The organism is Lachnoanaerobaculum orale (genome assembly GCF_003862485.1).
Lineage (GTDB): Bacteria > Bacillota > Clostridia > Lachnospirales > Lachnospiraceae > Lachnoanaerobaculum > Lachnoanaerobaculum orale.
Window position 1 is genome coordinate 1,621,995 of sequence record NZ_RRCM01000001.1, and the last position, 17,106, is coordinate 1,639,100.

18 protein-coding genes and 1 pseudogene are annotated in these 17,106 nt (G+C 35.4%); 2 read left to right on the forward strand and 17 right to left on the reverse strand.

The window, feature by feature from the left end:
- Nucleotides 1–1,554, forward strand: a 1,554-nt coding sequence (locus tag EHW90_RS07660) for an IS1634 family transposase (RefSeq protein ID WP_124952659.1), incomplete at its 5' end; no start/stop codon positions are given.
- Nucleotides 1,555–1,721: 167 nt separating this feature from the next.
- Here EHW90_RS07660 and EHW90_RS07665 read toward each other — a convergent pair.
- The 10 genes and pseudogenes from EHW90_RS07665 to EHW90_RS07710 form a co-directional block, all read right to left on the reverse strand.
- Complete coding sequence (locus EHW90_RS07665) at nucleotides 1,722–2,138, reverse strand: DUF523 domain-containing protein (protein ID WP_124952244.1); 417 nt, start codon at nucleotides 2,136–2,138, stop codon at nucleotides 1,722–1,724.
- A 34-nt stretch (nucleotides 2,139–2,172) separates the two neighbouring features.
- Entirely contained in the window at nucleotides 2,173–2,487 is a 315-nt protein-coding gene (locus tag EHW90_RS07670) for a hypothetical protein (RefSeq protein WP_124952245.1), read from the reverse strand.
- Nucleotides 2,488–2,521: 34 nt separating this feature from the next.
- The gene (locus EHW90_RS07675; RefSeq protein WP_124952246.1) at nucleotides 2,522–3,028 is read right to left on the reverse strand and encodes a GNAT family N-acetyltransferase; all 507 of its coding nucleotides are present in this window, start codon (nucleotides 3,026–3,028) and stop codon (nucleotides 2,522–2,524) included.
- A gap of 12 nt (nucleotides 3,029–3,040) precedes the next feature.
- Nucleotides 3,041–3,130, reverse strand: a pseudogene (locus EHW90_RS13500) (DUF523 domain-containing protein); the annotation flags it as partial.
- 31 nt (nucleotides 3,131–3,161) lie between these two features.
- Nucleotides 3,162–3,476, reverse strand: a complete 315-nt coding sequence (locus EHW90_RS07685; RefSeq protein WP_060931878.1) for a hypothetical protein — start codon at nucleotides 3,474–3,476, stop codon at nucleotides 3,162–3,164.
- A 143-nt stretch (nucleotides 3,477–3,619) separates the two neighbouring features.
- Nucleotides 3,620–4,165, reverse strand: a complete 546-nt coding sequence (locus EHW90_RS07690) for a DUF1697 domain-containing protein (protein ID WP_124952248.1) — start codon at nucleotides 4,163–4,165, stop codon at nucleotides 3,620–3,622.
- A gap of 25 nt (nucleotides 4,166–4,190) precedes the next feature.
- Nucleotides 4,191–4,736: a DUF6609 family protein gene (locus EHW90_RS07695; protein ID WP_124952249.1), complete on the reverse strand. Its 546-nt coding sequence runs from the start codon at nucleotides 4,734–4,736 to the stop codon at nucleotides 4,191–4,193.
- Nucleotides 4,737–4,774: 38 nt separating this feature from the next.
- Entirely contained in the window at nucleotides 4,775–5,803 is a 1,029-nt protein-coding gene (locus EHW90_RS07700) for a S66 family peptidase (RefSeq protein WP_124952250.1), read from the reverse strand.
- Between the two features lie 69 nt (nucleotides 5,804–5,872).
- Nucleotides 5,873–6,844, reverse strand: coding sequence for a ComEC/Rec2 family competence protein (locus EHW90_RS07705; RefSeq protein ID WP_124952251.1), 972 nt, complete (start codon nucleotides 6,842–6,844; stop codon nucleotides 5,873–5,875).
- Complete coding sequence (locus tag EHW90_RS07710) at nucleotides 6,841–7,380, reverse strand: hypothetical protein (protein ID WP_243113940.1); 540 nt, start codon at nucleotides 7,378–7,380, stop codon at nucleotides 6,841–6,843. The genes EHW90_RS07705 and EHW90_RS07710 overlap by 4 nt, the downstream gene beginning before the upstream one ends.
- Before the next feature lie 188 nt (nucleotides 7,381–7,568).
- Here EHW90_RS07710 and EHW90_RS07715 point away from each other — a divergent pair, with 188 nt between their 5' ends.
- Complete coding sequence (locus EHW90_RS07715; RefSeq protein ID WP_124952253.1) at nucleotides 7,569–9,062, forward strand: BCCT family transporter; 1,494 nt, start codon at nucleotides 7,569–7,571, stop codon at nucleotides 9,060–9,062.
- Here the strand turns inward: EHW90_RS07715 and EHW90_RS07720 are convergent.
- From EHW90_RS07720 to EHW90_RS07750, 7 genes are all read right to left on the reverse strand, one after another.
- On the reverse strand, nucleotides 9,031–9,276 hold the full coding sequence (locus tag EHW90_RS07720) for a helix-turn-helix domain-containing protein (RefSeq protein WP_124952254.1): 246 nt from the start codon (nucleotides 9,274–9,276) through the stop codon (nucleotides 9,031–9,033). The genes EHW90_RS07715 and EHW90_RS07720 overlap by 32 nt on opposite strands.
- 83 nt (nucleotides 9,277–9,359) lie before the next feature.
- Nucleotides 9,360–10,298 carry a glycosyltransferase family 2 protein gene (locus EHW90_RS07725; protein WP_124952255.1) on the reverse strand — a complete coding sequence of 313 codons (939 nt, stop codon included), beginning with the start codon at nucleotides 10,296–10,298 and terminating at the stop codon, nucleotides 9,360–9,362.
- Entirely contained in the window at nucleotides 10,291–11,136 is an 846-nt protein-coding gene (locus EHW90_RS07730; RefSeq protein WP_124952256.1) for a LicD family protein, read from the reverse strand. Before EHW90_RS07730 ends, EHW90_RS07725 begins: the two co-directional genes overlap by 8 nt.
- Before the next feature lie 71 nt (nucleotides 11,137–11,207).
- Nucleotides 11,208–12,572, reverse strand: a complete 1,365-nt coding sequence (locus EHW90_RS07735) for a hypothetical protein (protein ID WP_124952257.1) — start codon at nucleotides 12,570–12,572, stop codon at nucleotides 11,208–11,210.
- A gap of 10 nt (nucleotides 12,573–12,582) precedes the next feature.
- Nucleotides 12,583–14,433: a beta-carotene 15,15'-monooxygenase gene (locus EHW90_RS07740; protein ID WP_124952258.1), complete on the reverse strand. Its 1,851-nt coding sequence runs from the start codon at nucleotides 14,431–14,433 to the stop codon at nucleotides 12,583–12,585.
- Nucleotides 14,434–14,441: 8 nt separating this feature from the next.
- A complete protein-coding gene (locus EHW90_RS07745) occupies nucleotides 14,442–15,233 on the reverse strand; it encodes a glycosyltransferase family A protein (protein ID WP_124952259.1) in 792 nt (263 codons plus the stop codon).
- Between the two features lie 135 nt (nucleotides 15,234–15,368).
- Nucleotides 15,369–17,033, reverse strand: a complete 1,665-nt coding sequence (locus EHW90_RS07750; protein ID WP_124952260.1) for a DUF5722 domain-containing protein — start codon at nucleotides 17,031–17,033, stop codon at nucleotides 15,369–15,371.
- Between the last annotated feature and the right edge of the window lie 73 nt (nucleotides 17,034–17,106).

A 17,106-nucleotide genomic window follows, 5' to 3' on the forward strand; every position in this document is an offset into this window, starting at 1 on the left:
TGGGCTCGTGCTGAGGCAAGACTTGAAACACAAAAATATAAAGAAGAAAAAACAGTAAATATTTCTTTTAACTCCAATAAAAGACTTCAACCTCAACAACAAGTCTTCTATCGTGGGGGATATCTGTTTTTGCAATACTTTTATTATAAACTTGGCTTGGATAAAGTTTGCAGAAAAATAAGGGATAAATATAGCTTCAAGTTTGATATCAACTCGATATTATCAGATTTGATTTACTCAAGAATACTTGAACCTTCCAGTAAACGCTCAAGTTATAAATGTGCACTGGACTTTTTGGAGCCGCCGTCTTACCAACTACATGACGTGTACCGTTCTTTAAATGTACTTGCTAAAGAATGTGACCTTATACAATCTGAAACTTATAAAAACAGCCACTTATTAGGAAAACGCAATGATAAGATTCTTTTTTATGATTGCACCAATTATTATTTTGAGATTGAAGATGAAGACGGAATTAAGAAATATGGCAAAAGTAAGGAACACAGACCAAACCCTATAGTACAAATGGGGATGTTTATGGATGGTGACAGCATTCCTCTTGCTTTTTCTCTATTTCCGGGTAATGCTAATGAGCAAACTTCTATTAAACCTCTTGAAGAAAAGATTTTAAACGAGTTTGACTGTCAAAAGTTTATTTACTGTAGCGATGCAGGACTCGGTTCGGAAAAAATAAGAAAATACAATCATATGGGCGAAAGAGCCTTTGTCGTTACACAATCTATAAAAAAGCTTAATGCACAAGATAGACAATGGGCTTTAGACACTAAAGGATTTAAACGTTTGTCTGATGATAAAGTAGTAGATTTATCAGAAATATCAAGGGATGATGAGGCTATATATTACAAAGATGCTCCGTATACGCCTAAAGATTTATCTCAGAGACTTATCATCACATATTCACCTAAATATGCCAAATACCAAAAAACTATTAGAGAAAAACAAGTTGACAGAGCTAAGCTAATGCTTGAAAAAGGTAGCATCAAAAAAGAAAGGCGAAATCCTAATGACCCTGCCAGGTTTATTAGCAGCCTTGCAGTGACTGATGATGGAGAAAAGGCAAATGTACATAACTTTCTTAATACAGACAAAATAGATGAAGAAACTAAGTATGACGGTATGTATGCTATCTCAACAGACCTACTTGACGATAATGTAAGTGAAATACTAAGTATAAGTGAAAAGCGATGGCAAATCGAAGAGTGCTTTAGAATTATGAAAACTGAGTTTGATGCAAGGCCTGTGTACTTACAAAGAGTTGACAGAATTACGTCTCACTTCTTAACTTGTTTTTTAGCATTGATTATTTACAGATATCTTGAGAAAGCATTAGAACACAAATATACATGTGAAGAGATTCTAAAAACCTTAAAGGATTTTAATTTTGCATATGTAAAAGAGCAAGGTTTTATACCGCTATATAAAAGAACGGAGCTTACAGATAAGCTACATGAGATTTGTCATTTTAATACAGATTTTGAATTTATAACAAAGAGTCAAATGAGAACAATTAAAAAACAAAGTAAGGGAAAATAAAATACTATTTTTTTAGTTTCAAAACGAAATGGAAATACCCTCCAAAGCCGCTAAAACACAGGGCTTGAAGGGTATTTTATATTTCAAAACTGTCAAAGACAGGATTATACACCATAAGTCAACTTTTGTCAAAATAAACCAAAAAAAATTATTTACCTAAAGCTGTCCTATAAATCCTCAACATCTATCGCCTTTATTCCGTTTTTCCTTAATAAATCGGCGAACACACCCTGCCCTGATATAATTTTCCCTGAAAATGAACCGTCGTATATTGCATTAACTCCACATGACGGACTTCTTGACTGTAAAATAACGATATCGGCATTTTTCTCTTTTACTGTCTCAAGTGCTCTCCTTGCTCCTTCACGAAATTCTTTATCAACAGATGTGCCGTCCTTGAGACTTACTATACCGTTTACTATTTCCGCAGGTTCTCTTGGAATGGGCAGCCCGCCAAGGACTTCCGGACAAACAGGTATTACCTCATGTCCTTTAGTATAAGTTCTTACTTTTTTGCTGTAGTTATTTCCGCCGTTATATTTACAATTTTCTCCAAGTAAACAGGCACTTACCGCTATTTTCATCACAAAGCCTCCCTGACATTTCTCAAATATACTGCTAACCCTGTCTTCTTTTAACATTATTATAAAATAAATGTAGCTGCTCTTTTGTAAGTAAATCTTCTTTTACAAGTTGATCAATGAAGTTTTCTTCATATCTCTCAATATCCTCGGCACAGCCCACATTCTCCGCAAGAAGTATCAGTGCTTTGCCAATAGTATCCGAGTTTTTATTTATTCTAAGTTCTGTCTTAATATATTCGCATAGGCTGTCTAAAACCTCATAATTTTCTTTATCCGCTTTTTCAAAGTCCCCGTCCCAATCTATTGTATACAGTCTATCTTTAAAAAAGTTCAAATCTTTATTGGTCATATTTCTCTATACTATCCTTTTAAATCTGCATTTTTTATCTCAAATCCAAATACATTATATCAAAATCTATATATGAATCTCCGATTTTAAAATATGCCGGAGAGGTCCCGATTTTTCTAAATCCATATTTTTCATAGACATGGATTGCCCTAAAATTATCACTTCTGACTTCAAGATTTATTATCTCAATACCATGTGACTTGGCATACTCTATCGCCATTTCAAGCAGTCTGCTTCCAAGACCTTTATTCCATTCTGATTTCAAAACTGTAATACCAAGTTCTGCCCTGTGATTCATTCGCCTTGGCATTCCGCTTAAGCTTACATCTCCAATGATTTCTCCATCTCTCCATGCAAAAAATGAGCAGGATCTTTCATCTTTCAAAAGAGATTTGATATATTCCGCCTCTCCTTCAACTGAAATCGGAAAGCCCTCCTCTCCAAATGATAAATTATCTGTTTCCGATCCTATCTTTTTTGAATATTCTATTCTTGCTAAAGCATCCTCAGGAGATGCTTCTTTTATAATTATATTATCCACTTATCTTCCCTTCTCAATAATCTTAGCTATCTTTTCAAATAAATTCCCACCATTATATTTACAATTTTCTCCAAGTAAACAGGCACTGACTACTATCTTCATCCTCAATCCCTTCTTCATAAATTATATATCACTATCCTTGTCTTCTGTTCGTATTATTGTAAAATAACTCTGCCAACTCTTTTGTAAGTTTACCTTCTTTTTCAAGTCTACTCACAAAATTTTCTTCGTATCTTTCAAAATCCTCTGCACATCCGACATTCCCTGCAAGGAGTAATAGGGCTTTTGATATCATTTGTGGGCTCTTATTTTCTCTAAGTTCAGATTCTATAAATTCACATAAGCTGTCCAAAACTTCATAATTTTCTTTATCAGCCTTTTCAAAGTTCCCATTCCAATCTATTGAATCAAGCTTTTCTTTAAAATATCTTAAATCTTTACTATCCATACTTCTATAATAAATATACTTCATCTAAAACTATCTTATGTCTTATATGTTAAATCCTAAATTAGTGAAGGGATTTATCCATCATTTCAGCTCTCTTTAATAAAAAAACAATAATATTATCCAAATACTCATCCATCTCTTTTTTAGTTTCCGTTTTCAAATATCTCAGCTATCTTTTCAAATGTATTTCCATTCCTTATTGTTATCTGCTTGTAAAAATCCTGCTTTATCAGCTTTTTGTGATAGGTAGTTTTCAGATATTCCGATTCATCATACTTTCCCCAAAATACAGCATTTTTCCCAATATACACTATCTCATTATGAAATGTGGATTTATCTATAAAGTCTAAGATTTTACTTCTATCCGAATCACAGGAAAAGAATAAAACATCTCTTCTTGCCATTTCTTGATACCACCATTCAGGAAGATTTTCCTTTTCTTTTAAATAATCCTCTTTATTTATTAAAGTAAGAGGGATTGAAAAGTCAAAGTTCGTTTCCAATAAATGTTTTATCTTGGGGATACAACTTTCATAGCTTTCCCCACTGCTAAAGAATAAATTCCCGCTATTAATATAAGAATCAACATCCTCAAATCCCAATTCACTTAACAAAACTTTCAAGTCACTCATAGAGACTTTATTCTTTCCACCAACATTTATACTACGCAATAAAAGTATATATCTCAACTGACTTACCTCTATACACTAAAATTCATTTCTGTTTTGACGGCTTTGAGAAAACCAGCAGGTAAATTCCAAATACTAGTTTAATTGCCGCATCAATATATGCAATTATGGTTATGGGAATCTCAGGAAAAATATACCCTACTGCAACATTCACAGTACAAATAATCCCTAAATAGATCATTGAATTTCCATGTACAAAATAATACATAAAGAAGTGTATTGCAGTCGCCATCAATGCTCCCAACCAAATCAATCTCCAATTCTCATCGGCAAAAAACGGTCCACCAAGTAATGACATTAAAACAAGCAATAAAATGATTGCATATAATGATACTTTTCTTTGAAATTCAGAAGAGCTTCCGTCAGACAGCTTATTTAACACTTTTTTATTCATATTGACTGTAAAAAAGCTGACAATATATCCGATGCAAAATATCTGCATATTTATGATTTGTTTTCCACCTGCAAAAGTAGCCACTAAAATAACTGATGCTACCAAAATTAACCATAAGCCACATGCCCTCTTATAATTGAATTCCAACTTCTCATTTTTATTATATTTTAAAAACATATAACCTCCTTAAGTTATTTTAGCAACGAGCATCCGATTTAGTTATCAAAAGTAATCACCTGCTTATCCACATCTACCTTGGCTTCAACTCCAAAAGGAATAATGCACCTCGGTGTTGCATGGCCCACATTTATATTATAAACAACAGATAAGTCTTTATCTCCGATTTCCTCAAGTAAAATTTGCTTATACTCCTCATAATATACCTCATCTTGAGGTTTTCCGACTAAAACACCTGATAGCACATCAAATATTCCATAATCCTTTAAAGCTCCGATCATTTTTCTATATAGTTTAGGTTCCGGTTTATTCTCACTTGTCTCCAATAATAAAATTTTATTCTTCCACTCCTTAAGACTTGGGAATAGATCATATTTTTTACAAAGAGATACTGTATCCTCAAATCTTGAATTATCAAATATATCATAGATCGTATTAATACAGCCTCCTAAAATCTTCCCTCTAAATACCGGCTTACCACAAAGTAACTCAAATCCGGTATTTTTATATTTTTCCATATCAACTCCGATAGAATTCTCACTGAAGTCTTCTCTTTCCTTATACCAAAACTCACTTGGACGTATTTCTTTAATTTTTCCTGTTGTTATAAGCTCTTCAAAGTATTTTTTTGTATATGGCAACATTTCATTTGAGAGCTCACATATATCAGGTAAAAATGCCTGACCGTAGAATGTTTTGATTCCCACTTTACCTAGCATAAAATGATTTTTAGTGGTATCTGAAAAGCCTAAGAATATTTTTTGTTTGACGTGCCTTTTCAGCTCATTGTTTTCAAACAGATATGGCAAAAGTTTATAGGTATCTACTCCTCCTATTGCACATAAAATCATATCAATGGAGTCATCCTTAAAAGCTTCTATCAAATCTTTAGCTCTACTTTCGGGATGTTCTTTTATAAAGTCCATACCCTTAAGTGCATTAGGCAAAAATTCAACCTCTATACCGTATTTATTTAATCTGTCCACACCTATTTTAAGTTCATGCTTAATAAAGCTCTCTCCTAAAACACCGCTTGATAAACTTACTATTCCTATTTTCTTTACCATAAATATCTCCTTATCAAAAACCCGATACCTCAATTGAATCATCAATTTTGATATCGGGTTAATTTAAAATTATTTCACTGTCTGGTCACCGTCTTTGATAACATAATTGGTCTTTGTACCGATTTCATCCATCCAAGATCTTACCTCAAGCGTTTTATAGTTGCCTGTATTGTAGCCTGAACCGCCGTCATTGTCCCAAAGCCACTCAGGAGCGTTCCACATAGCCACCTTCGGAGCTATTATCTCATATACATCCTTGTTTACACCGTACTGACCGTGGTGAGCCATCTGTACGATATCAGCCTTTAACTCTGAAGCAGGTACATCCGCCTTAAGTCTCTCACCTGCTGCAGGTCCCATATCTCCTAAGAACAACACTCTTGTACCGTTGTCAAAGTCTAATCTGAAAACTACGGATGAATTGTTGATAGAGTTTGACTCTATCCAATAAGGATCATTGAGTACATGTATGGCTACACCGTCTACATAATAAACTTCACCCTTGCTTGTAATATGTGATACACCTGCCGGAAGCTTTGCTATTGAGTTTCTTATAGTATTTACCATATCGGCTCTATACTTTTCGTACTTGTCATACCAAGCCTGCTCTCTGATATTGTAGTAGAAATTGTCGATTTTGATACCTTCAAAGCCGTTTTCTGCAAGCTTTGTAAAAGCACCGCCGTGGTCACTGTGAGGATGTGATAAAATCCATGCGCTTACCTCACCGCCATAGCTCTTTATAGTCTCTACAAGATGAGGCTCATCCTGTGGAAGTCCTCCGTCCACGACTATCAGCTTGCCGTTTTTGGTCTTTATTACATAGCTCATCATCTGGCTTTTTGTTGCCGAATTTAATATATGAATCTCGGCGCCGTTTAAATAAGTTCCGTCATTAGCCTTGGTTGCAGTCTCGCCCATCACTACCTTAGGATAGTTGTTTGAGCTTTTACCTATAACACCTGCAAAAGATGTCATACCGGTATTTACGATCATTGCCGAACAAAGTGAAGTTAACAAAATTTTCTTTAGAAGTTTCATTTATCCCCCTTTTTATTGTTTTGTAGTTGTAAGTTAGTATCAGTCCCTGCCTTTATAACCTGATTCACAATATATTTTGAATCTTCCATTATATCATCCGCTCTGAAAAGCTGGATTTCAAGGTCATACTTATCAAAAAGTCCTCCGTAGGAAGTTTCACTTGACTTCTTTATTGAGAAATCCTGAGTGGCCGCGTAGTCATTTATTGCTCTGATATATTCATTGCCGTATGCAAGCGCCTCATCATCACTTATATCGTCTGACAGTGACCATATAAGCAACACTTTATTCTCATTTTCCTTAAATGCCATATCAATATAGTCACTCATAGGATACAAAGTCTTATCGTTGAACTGTTCTTCCGCATCACTTCTTATCTGAGACCAGTCCAATACTATATTTTTTTGTGTCTCAAATACAGGTTTGTCCGAATCCATGCTTTTATTGACAACTATATCCGAATTCGCACAGGCTCCTGCAGATAAGGCAAATACTATAGAGAGTACCCCTACAATATGCTTTTTAATTTTTATCATAATATAAATACCTTCCATTAGACATTTACTAACTTCACTATTATACCAAAGGGTTTTATTTTTTGTAGTGTTTTTTTGATTATTCCATAATTTTTAAGATTTTTTTATATCTTGTAAAATAAGTTTAAAAGTGTTATTATGTTCAATATCAATATTTTTTATCTTATTTTGAACATAAGGAGGGCATGATGAAAAAATCAGGTATTGATTATTTTGTTACTATAGTACCTTTTTTGCTTGTACTGGCTTTGGTGCTGCTGTTTTTTGTATTTCCTGTACAGGCAACCGATATCCTCGGTGATATCAGGGGGCTTTTAAATAACAGCCTTGGAATTTTTTATCTTATATTCGGACTTTTTATCTTTTTACTGTCACTGTATATGGCATTTTCAAAATACGGCAATATAAAGCTTGGCAGCGGCAAAAAGGAACATTCCGACTTTGCATGGGGAACTATGATGTTTACCGCAGGACTCGCCGCAGATATATTATTTTACTCACTATGTGAATGGATGCTTTATGCCAATCAGGACAGAATACAATCCCTCGGTGATACCACACTTTGGTCCGCCACCTATCCGCTTTTTCACTGGGGACCTATACCTTGGGCATTCTATGTTGTACTTGCATCATGCTTCGGCTTTATGCTCCATGTAAGAAAGAGGACAAAGGCAAAATACTCTGAAGGCCTCAGAGTGCTGCTCGGCTCGCATGTGGACGGAGTAATAGGAAAAATTGTAGATTTGACTGCAGTATTTGCACTTATTGCAGGTACAGCCACCACTTTTTCACTAGCAACACCTTTACTTTCTCAGACTGTAGCAAAACTTTTCGGCATCGGCAACAATAATATACTTACCATAGCTATTTTACTTGTAGTCTGCATCATATATTCAGTCTGTGCTTATTTGGGTATTGACGGAGTGTCAAAGCTTGCATCATGCTGTACATATCTGTTTTTTGCACTTTTACTGTATGTATTCTTCGGCGGAGGACATGGCAAGTTCATACTTGAACTGGGCTTTAAATCCCTTGGAAATCTGACAAACAACTTTTTATCTCTTGCCACCTATATAGACCCTACAGGCAAATCAAGCTTTGCCGAGGACTGGACGGTATTTTACTGGGCATACTGGATGGTATGGTGTGTTGCCACTCCTTTCTTTATAGGCAGTATCTCAAGGGGCAGGACAATAAGAGAAGTTATACTCGGAGGATATATATTCGGTCTTTCAGGTACATTTATATCCTTTATCGTCCTCGGCAATTACGGTATTGCACTGAATGTATTCGGTCAGGTGGATTTGCTTAAGCTATACACAGACAGCAATAATCTCTACACCACTATAGGTGAGATAATATCAAGTTTGCCGCTTCCTTATATAGCTATGATACTTTTGATACTTACAATGATTACATTTTATGCTACAACCTTTGACTCCATTACGCTTGTAGCCGCATCATACTCATATAAGGACCTTGAGGACAAGGAACCTTCAAAGCAGATAAAACTGTACTGGTCAATACTTTTGATTTTACTGCCTATAGGCCTTATCTTTTCAGACAATTCCATGTCAAACCTACAGACAGTATCCATCATTGCCGCTTTTCCTATAGGTATTATAATGATTTTACTGATTATATCGTTTTTTAAGGATGCAAATATGTATCTAAATGAGTAAAAAGCTCATGATTCCAAAACTCGCCTACGGACATTGAAAATCCTGTGGCGAGTTTTTCTATACTTATTACACCGGGATTTTTACTTCGACCTGAGATAATATCTTTTATAGTGGTTTTGGGAACTCCGGACTTTTTTGAAAGCTCATACACCGTCATATCTTTTTCGTAACATAATAACATTACTCTTTTTGAAATCGCTTGTGAAATATTCATACTTACTCCATAGATTATTAGAAATTCAGATATCTTTTATGTAATATTATAGCAAAAAAAGAGCCGTTTTCACAGCTCTTTTATTATTTATCTTCAAAATTTATCTTCTCTTCAACTATATATATAGGTCTGTCCTTTATCTCGGAAAGAATAAGTCCCAGATACTCTCCTATGATACCGACTATAAAGAAAAGCACAGAAAACATAAAGCATATAAGACATATCGTGGTGGCATATCCGCTTGGTGTACCTACCCTTATAAACGACACTATGGTATATATCATCATTATTATTGCCAAAAATGCAGCCATACTGCCTGCATATATACCGAGCTTCAGCGGCAGATTTGAAAAAGTCATTATAGTATTCATGGAGAATCTGAAAAGCTTCTTTATAGAATACTTGCTCTCTCCCGCATATCTCTTTCTTGCTTCATACTCTATATTTACAGTGTTAAAGCCTACATTTTGTACATAGCCTCTTAAAAATCTGGTCTTTTCTCTGTAATTGTTTCTCAATACATCAGCAACTCTCTTTGATATTCCGAAAAAATCAGAGGCATTGCTTACCAAATGTATATCGCTTAATCTGTTGATAACCTTATAAAACATTGATGAGGTTATATTCTTTATAATTCCTGCCGACTTGTTTACGGTTCTGACCATATTTATTATGTCATATCCCGATTCAAACTTTCTCAACATCTCGGGAAGCAATGTAGGAGGATGCTGAAGGTCCGCATCCATGCATACAAGATAATCTCCGCTTGCATTGTCAATACCTGCAATCATCGCGGCCTCATGTCCGAAATTTCTTGAAAAATGTACAACCTTTACATTTTCATCATCTTTTGCAATCTTAAATAAAATACCTCTTGAACCGTCCATACTTCCGTCATTTACAAAAATGATTTCATATGGATTATCTATCAAAAGAAGAACCTTTATTGTCTCTCTATAAAACTCAAATAAAACTTCCTCTTCATTATATACAGATACAATAATTGAAATCTTCTTACTCATAAATCTCTATCTCCGTACTGCCGTGGGTCGGGACTCTGTCAGCCTTTGGAGGAGGCGTCATATAGTCACCGTACACCAGATGCAAAACACTGTCATACTCATCTATTATAGAAAGTGTGGCATCCTCAAACTTTATATTCAAATACTTTTCATACCAATCCTTATTCACCTTTATATCAATATAATCAGGCTGATAATTGCTGTAATACCATGTGGTACTCTTTCTTGACTTATAGAAAAGCTTTGAAAGCCCGTCCTGCAGTTTAAACAATCTCCTCATAGGTATTATTTTACCTAAAATCGAAAAGAACAATACCGCAAGTTTCATGGATCCTTTATATTTTTTCAACTCAAGTTTTTTCCTGTGTCCCATTGAAAACAGGTATATCAGCTTTTGGTTAAATAATACGAATTTTTGCAACAACTTTGATTTCGGCAGCTTATCCAAAATGAATATATCCACCCAAAGGTGATTTAACTTACCCTCATAAGGATCCCTTTTGTCATTATCTTTATGCCTTGCACTTGGCTTATAAATTATCCTCGGAGTAAAATCATAAAATACTTTACCGTTTTTGAACTCATTCGGCATGATGAACTCCAGCTTATCACTCAACTCTCTCTTTACAATCCTTCTAAACGCCTCAAAATTCGCCCTTGTCATCGCAATATCGGCATCATCATCCCAAGGAATAAAACCTCCATGCCTTATCGCACCAAGTAGCGTACCTGAATCCAGAGTATAATTTATTTTATACTTTTTACATATCCTGTCTATTTCCTGCAAAATATATAAGTTTGCCTTTTGCAGGGCAAGCATTCCGTAAGAGTTATCCATTGCTAAGCCTTCCCATCAAAATAATTTAACGACATCATTTTACACTCTTTACAGTGTACAAATCAACAGTATTATTCACTAAAAATGTTCAATTTCTTAGATTTTATCAATCTTAGTGCCTCTCTTGTTTTCTTAGGACTGTGGTATTGTAAAACCGTCTTTAATGTCTCATCACTCTCATACTCAAAATTCTTTGCAACCTTTACCTTTTTTTCAAAACTTTCCATACGATATTTCGCCATTCTCAGCTCATTGCCTGCAGTAAGTAAATTGCCTGCAAACACAAGTATTACAAAAACAAAAACGCCTATATTTGATATAAGAGGAATCTTTATAGGTGCAGGCTTCTTTCTTCCGGGCCCTTTTACCTTTCTCTTAATATAAGCAAATGTCAATATAACTCCTATAAGCCCCGCTCCGAACTGAAGTGAATACCTTGAGCTCATTGCGTACATAGGATCCAAGAAAATCCACCTTGTAAGTATTACCATAGTATGACTGAAAAGTCCCGATACAACCAGCAAAAGCGGAAATATCGTATCCTCATATATCTTATATCTGAAGTTCATATACAGTGCATCCAGATAAAATAATATAATCACGGCACCGAGTATTCCTGTTCCTATTACATTTATCTCAAAGTATTTTACAAGTTCCACACTGACTACATCCGATGCAAATGTATTCAGCCCGAAGTACAAAAAGTAAAGCGGGTCTCTGCCAAATACTGTCACAATACTCTCGCTTGTCGCTCCTGCATTCACATTGTCCGCATTCATATAAGAATACATAAATAAAGCCAATGCCATAACTACAGGTATACACATAAGTACTCCTCTTTTTTTCTTTCTTAAAAAAGCATAGAAAATATAGGCACAAATAAGTGTTGCACCGTAAGCAAGTGAATACGAACCAGCCGCCATTATTATTGTAAATACCGGCAGTAAAATATTTAGCGCAAGTTTAAAACCGCTCTCTTTTTGAATGTATGAATCCAGTATATAAAAATGCAGCGCAAACAAAAAGAATGTAAAAAAATGTACCCAGCCTGTACCGTTTGTGAGCATCTCCCACTGTGAAAGTGAAAACACCACCATCATCACAAGAATGATATATCCTATTTTTAAATTCTTCTTTGCCATAAACAGTCCTATAACAATTCCCATCATCGCTAGGAATATTATTCCAAGGCTCATATCAAACATTGTGGAATAGTTAAAAAACTTTACATTTATCGCTCTTTCAAAAAATGTTATAGGCAATCTTGTCAGTGCATCTTTTCCAAAATAAGGTGCAGGTGAAAACGGATTGCGTAAATAAGTATTTATAATCCTTATATAGTCGGTATAGACCACATCAAGCACCGCACTTCTTATATATGCACTTAAATATATTGCACCTACTATCGGTAGGAAAAATGCTAAAAACTTCTTCATTATACTCCTACTATTCTATCTTTATATTCAAAATAAAGCTAAGTTTCTTATCACCTCTTTGCTCCTTAGCATCAGGCATATAGAAATTGCTCTTCATTTGTATCGGTATCAGAGTATTCGGAGTTGTATCTATCTCATAGTATGTTATATTTGATACCAAATCCAAGGTTTCTTTCTCTCCGTTTGCATCTACCTCGATACTTTCGTTTCCGGTAAGCTCTCCCGGATACATTATTTCAAAATGAATCTGTCCGTGCTCTCCGGACATTACATTAAACTTGGCCTCTTCATCGGTCCAACCGTCCTCATAATGTCCGTAGATATTTTCAACTTTTATATTCCTTAAAAAATCAGTAACATTGACATATTCGTTGTTCTTTTTATCTTCAGTCAGCACTATCATATCTTCATTAACCACTCCTATATCTCTGTAGTTGTCAATAAATGTCACTATATCCTCTCTGATATCAGGATTATATGCTCTGAAGAATTCAAGTGCATCAAAATCACTTAGTTTAAAATCGTTTTTTATAATATAAATCCTTTTATTGCTTAAGTCCTTATCATATTTGTAGTAAGTCTCATTTGCCAGTGAATTGGCCCTGTTTTGCCCCTCAAAGAGATATATTTTATTATAGTAGCCTCTATAATACATATCCCCTATAAGCATACAAAATCCCCAGACCATCACAAGTATTGCGGAAACAAATGAAACATGAAATATTCTGCTGAGTGAAGTCCCTATGACTTTATTCTTTGACTTTCTTACAGTTATCTTTTTATCCACACCGTAGATATATGCTGTAAGCATGAGCAAAAATAAAAAAGGTGCATACAGCCATCTCATCTCCACTCTTATTGTTACGGCGGATGACACTATACTTCCTATAATAAATCCGAGAAACAGTAAGATGTTTTTTATCCAGTCAAATTCAATTTTTTTACTTCTCATCAAAATGGAATATACGGACTTGCAAATAAACATAATAAATGCAAATATTCCAATAATTATCAGAATTTTGACTGCAATATTTACATCCTTGAAGTCAATTCCGTTCAGATGTGTAGGTCCTGTATTTATTCCGCAAAGATATAATATCTCAGTTTTTACAGATGCAAAAAAACTTGACAGTTTGAATGTTTCACTTACCTTTGAGTTACCCGTACCCTCAGGTATAAACGACTTCAAAGCCGCAAATCTTATATAATTTGCCGCAATAAAAGTAATTATTGCTACCGATGCATTTATTATTCTGTATCCCTTTTTCACAATTACTGCAAAGATAAGCATCGGGAAGAGTACTACAAATCTCTCATGTGTAAAACAGTCCAAAAAATAAAATATACAGGCATAATAAAAGTATCTGTTTGCCTGTCCGTTGATATATTTGTAAAGGCATACACAAAGTGCAAATGCAAATATCATCGCCATGGCTTCCATAAGTCCGAGATACTGCCCTATATCATAGTATGAAAATCTTGAGACCAAAAACATGGCGGCAAATAAAAACGCCATCGTCTTTGAACGCGCAAGTCCCTTTGCAAAAAAATAAATTGCAATTGCTATACCTGCACCTATAAGTATATTTATAGGCACAATAAAATCAAGATTGTTTTTTATAATCCCTTGATATATCCAAGTAACTGCCCAGTATACCGGCCTGAACTTTCTCATCTCATGCGGAAATACATATCTGAAAAATCCCGTTCCTCTTCTGGTAGACCACATAAGCAGGTCGTCCATATATAAGCCTTTTATACTGATTCCGGTATTTATAATAAATGCAATACCTATAAGAAGTAATGAAAGCAATATATCCTTCAGATATTCGTATTTTTCTTCAACTTTTACCAGTACCATATCTCCCCCTAAAAATATGCATTATACGAAGTTTGATAGAACTTCTTTATGACAAGTGCCACGGGCCTTGGCAACAGTCTGTCAAACATAATACTTTCTTCTTTTTGCCTTGAGTGATCAAGTATACTCTTTTTTGTGGTCGCACCGTCATGTACTCTATAGCAAATCCCCGGATTTTCACAGAGTACAAACCTGCCCTCCAATTTTGCAAGCTTAAGAAGGCACTCCCAATCCAGCGCAAACTGAAAACTTGATAAAAACAAATCTTTCGGACAGAGTCTCTTATCATAGGCGCAGCTTGGTGCTATTATAGGATTGCCGAAAGTTATAGCAAGTCTTTTTACAAACTCTATATTGTTTAGAGCATTGAAAGTAAGCGGCAGTCTAAGAATTTTCTTTACAAGCTCCACTTTCCCGAACTTCATCTTTCCGTTTTTTATAGTAATGGACGATGTGGTAAAAAGAGTCATATCGGGATATTTATTTTTATACTTTAATAAATCCCTTGTATAGTGTTTAAGATAAATATCATCCTGATGCGCTATCGTTACCAGCTCAGTGGTAGCTATATTGTAGGCAAACTGCCAGTCATTTCCTATATTTGAAATATTATCGGCTTTTTTAATATTGTTGACAAATACATCAATTCCGTATTTGTTTGCAATACTGTAAATATATTCATTAGGTGTAGAGGTTGCAATCTTTATATCAGACTTTACTTCCTGAGCTTTCAAAGATTTTATACAGTCCTCCAAATATTTTGATTCCTTATATGCACAAATAACAAATGTATGTTTCATAACGGCTCCGTCTTTGCTACTTTATTTTGCTTATATACAATGTCTCACATTATACCACGAAAAGCTTATTATTGCATTACCCGCAGCATATGAAAAAATCTATGGAAAGGAACGCCTTCCCATAGATTATAGATATTATCTTCTGTTTTCCTGTGCCGTCCACTTAAAGTTCGGAACTTTTTCCTGCCACTTGCTGATACCTAAGACGCTCTTTGCGAAGTCTGTATTGTCAAGTGTGTACTTTGCCTTGTCAATGTACTTGAATACATTCCAAATCTTTCTCTTTGAAACAGCCTTAATCTCATCGCCCACATTCATATTGCAGGTCCAAAGTCCGAATGAAAGCCCGGATCTTACTTCAAGCGGTGCATCCACCTGACGACTGAGTATATATGCTTCAATATACGGGTTTGAATCTACAAGGTAATACGAGTATGCAAACGCTGCCGCCTGCTCATTTTCTATATTGCCCCTTGTAGGATTTGTGGCTGTAAAGCCCTCCTCTGTAAGCATTATATGTCTTACCACACCGTTTTTCTTGAGTGCATCCTGTGCAAAGTAGTCTGTAAGCTTATTAAGGTTTGCAAAGTTGATTACAGGAGAATCAAAACTGTCCTTGATAAGTCCTGTCTTCTCTGCATCATCCCAGAACTCAGGCTCCGTCATAGGTGCCGGATACGGGTGATATGCAAGACCCCAGTCTATATCTCCGTGCTCCAATACTAAAGAGTTGAAGTTGTCAACCACCTGCTTGCCGCCATACTTGTTCTTGTTGTTGATTTCATTGTTCCAGTTGTAATCAAGTGAGTAAAATACTCTGTCTGTTGATGAATTTGACTTGATTGCATTATAAAAAATTCTGAATGCCTTCTCATATCTTCTTGTATAACTTCTTACATCCATATCTCCGACATAGTTCCACTGCTGGTTGTTTATCTCATTTCCGATAATCCAGTTGGATACTTTACCGTACTTAGGAGTCTTTCCGTTGTATCTTTCCGCAAGGAAGGACGCTATAGCCTCTGTAGTCTCGGCTCCCTCTTTTGAGGATGCATTGAACATATAGTAGAATATACTGTCTCTTCTGGGCATATTCGGGTACATAAGCTCAGGATGTGCTTCGTTGTAACCGTTTAGAATAATGGCCGTAACGGTCATATCCTTTCCTGAGAATGCACTGATAGTCTTGTCATAGTCCTCAACTAAGGCCTTGTTGAAATGGTATGTCTTACCGTTGTAATTGTAGTCGATACCATTACCGAGGATCTGATTGAAGGCAATATTGGTTGATGCGTGCTTTACTCCAAGGTCAAAAGCATCGTCAAGCATCTTTAACTCAATCTGTAATCCCTTCTTTGAGGCCTGTGTCTTATAAGCGGCTGTATTTGCGGCAACCGCCTCAGGATTTGTAATATACTTTTGTGAACTTACAGGAACATACTTGCTTCCGTCATATACAGCCACAACATAGCTGTTATAAAGTCTGCTGTTATCACTTCCCTTATTCAGCTGATATGATTTTGTTACACTTCCGGCACTTAATTTTTCAAGATAGTCGGTTCTGTTTCCGATACCGTCCTCATACGGCTGTAACTCAAAAAGATAGAAGTTACCGTCAGTCCCCGACATATCACCTGAGTTGTTCATAGTAATGTCCACTGTAGTCTTATTTGAACCTATTGTAACGGAATCGATACTTGATGTCGCACCAAGCGCATATGCCTTACTGTGTATGCCAAGTCCCAGCATAGTCACAACCGCAAATGCGGATGCAAGTTTTATTAAATTTCTTCTCTTCATTTCGCCTCCTTATAAAAACTATTATAGCGTATTTCACAAATACTTTTGTTAATTTTTTTTTACAGTTTTGTTA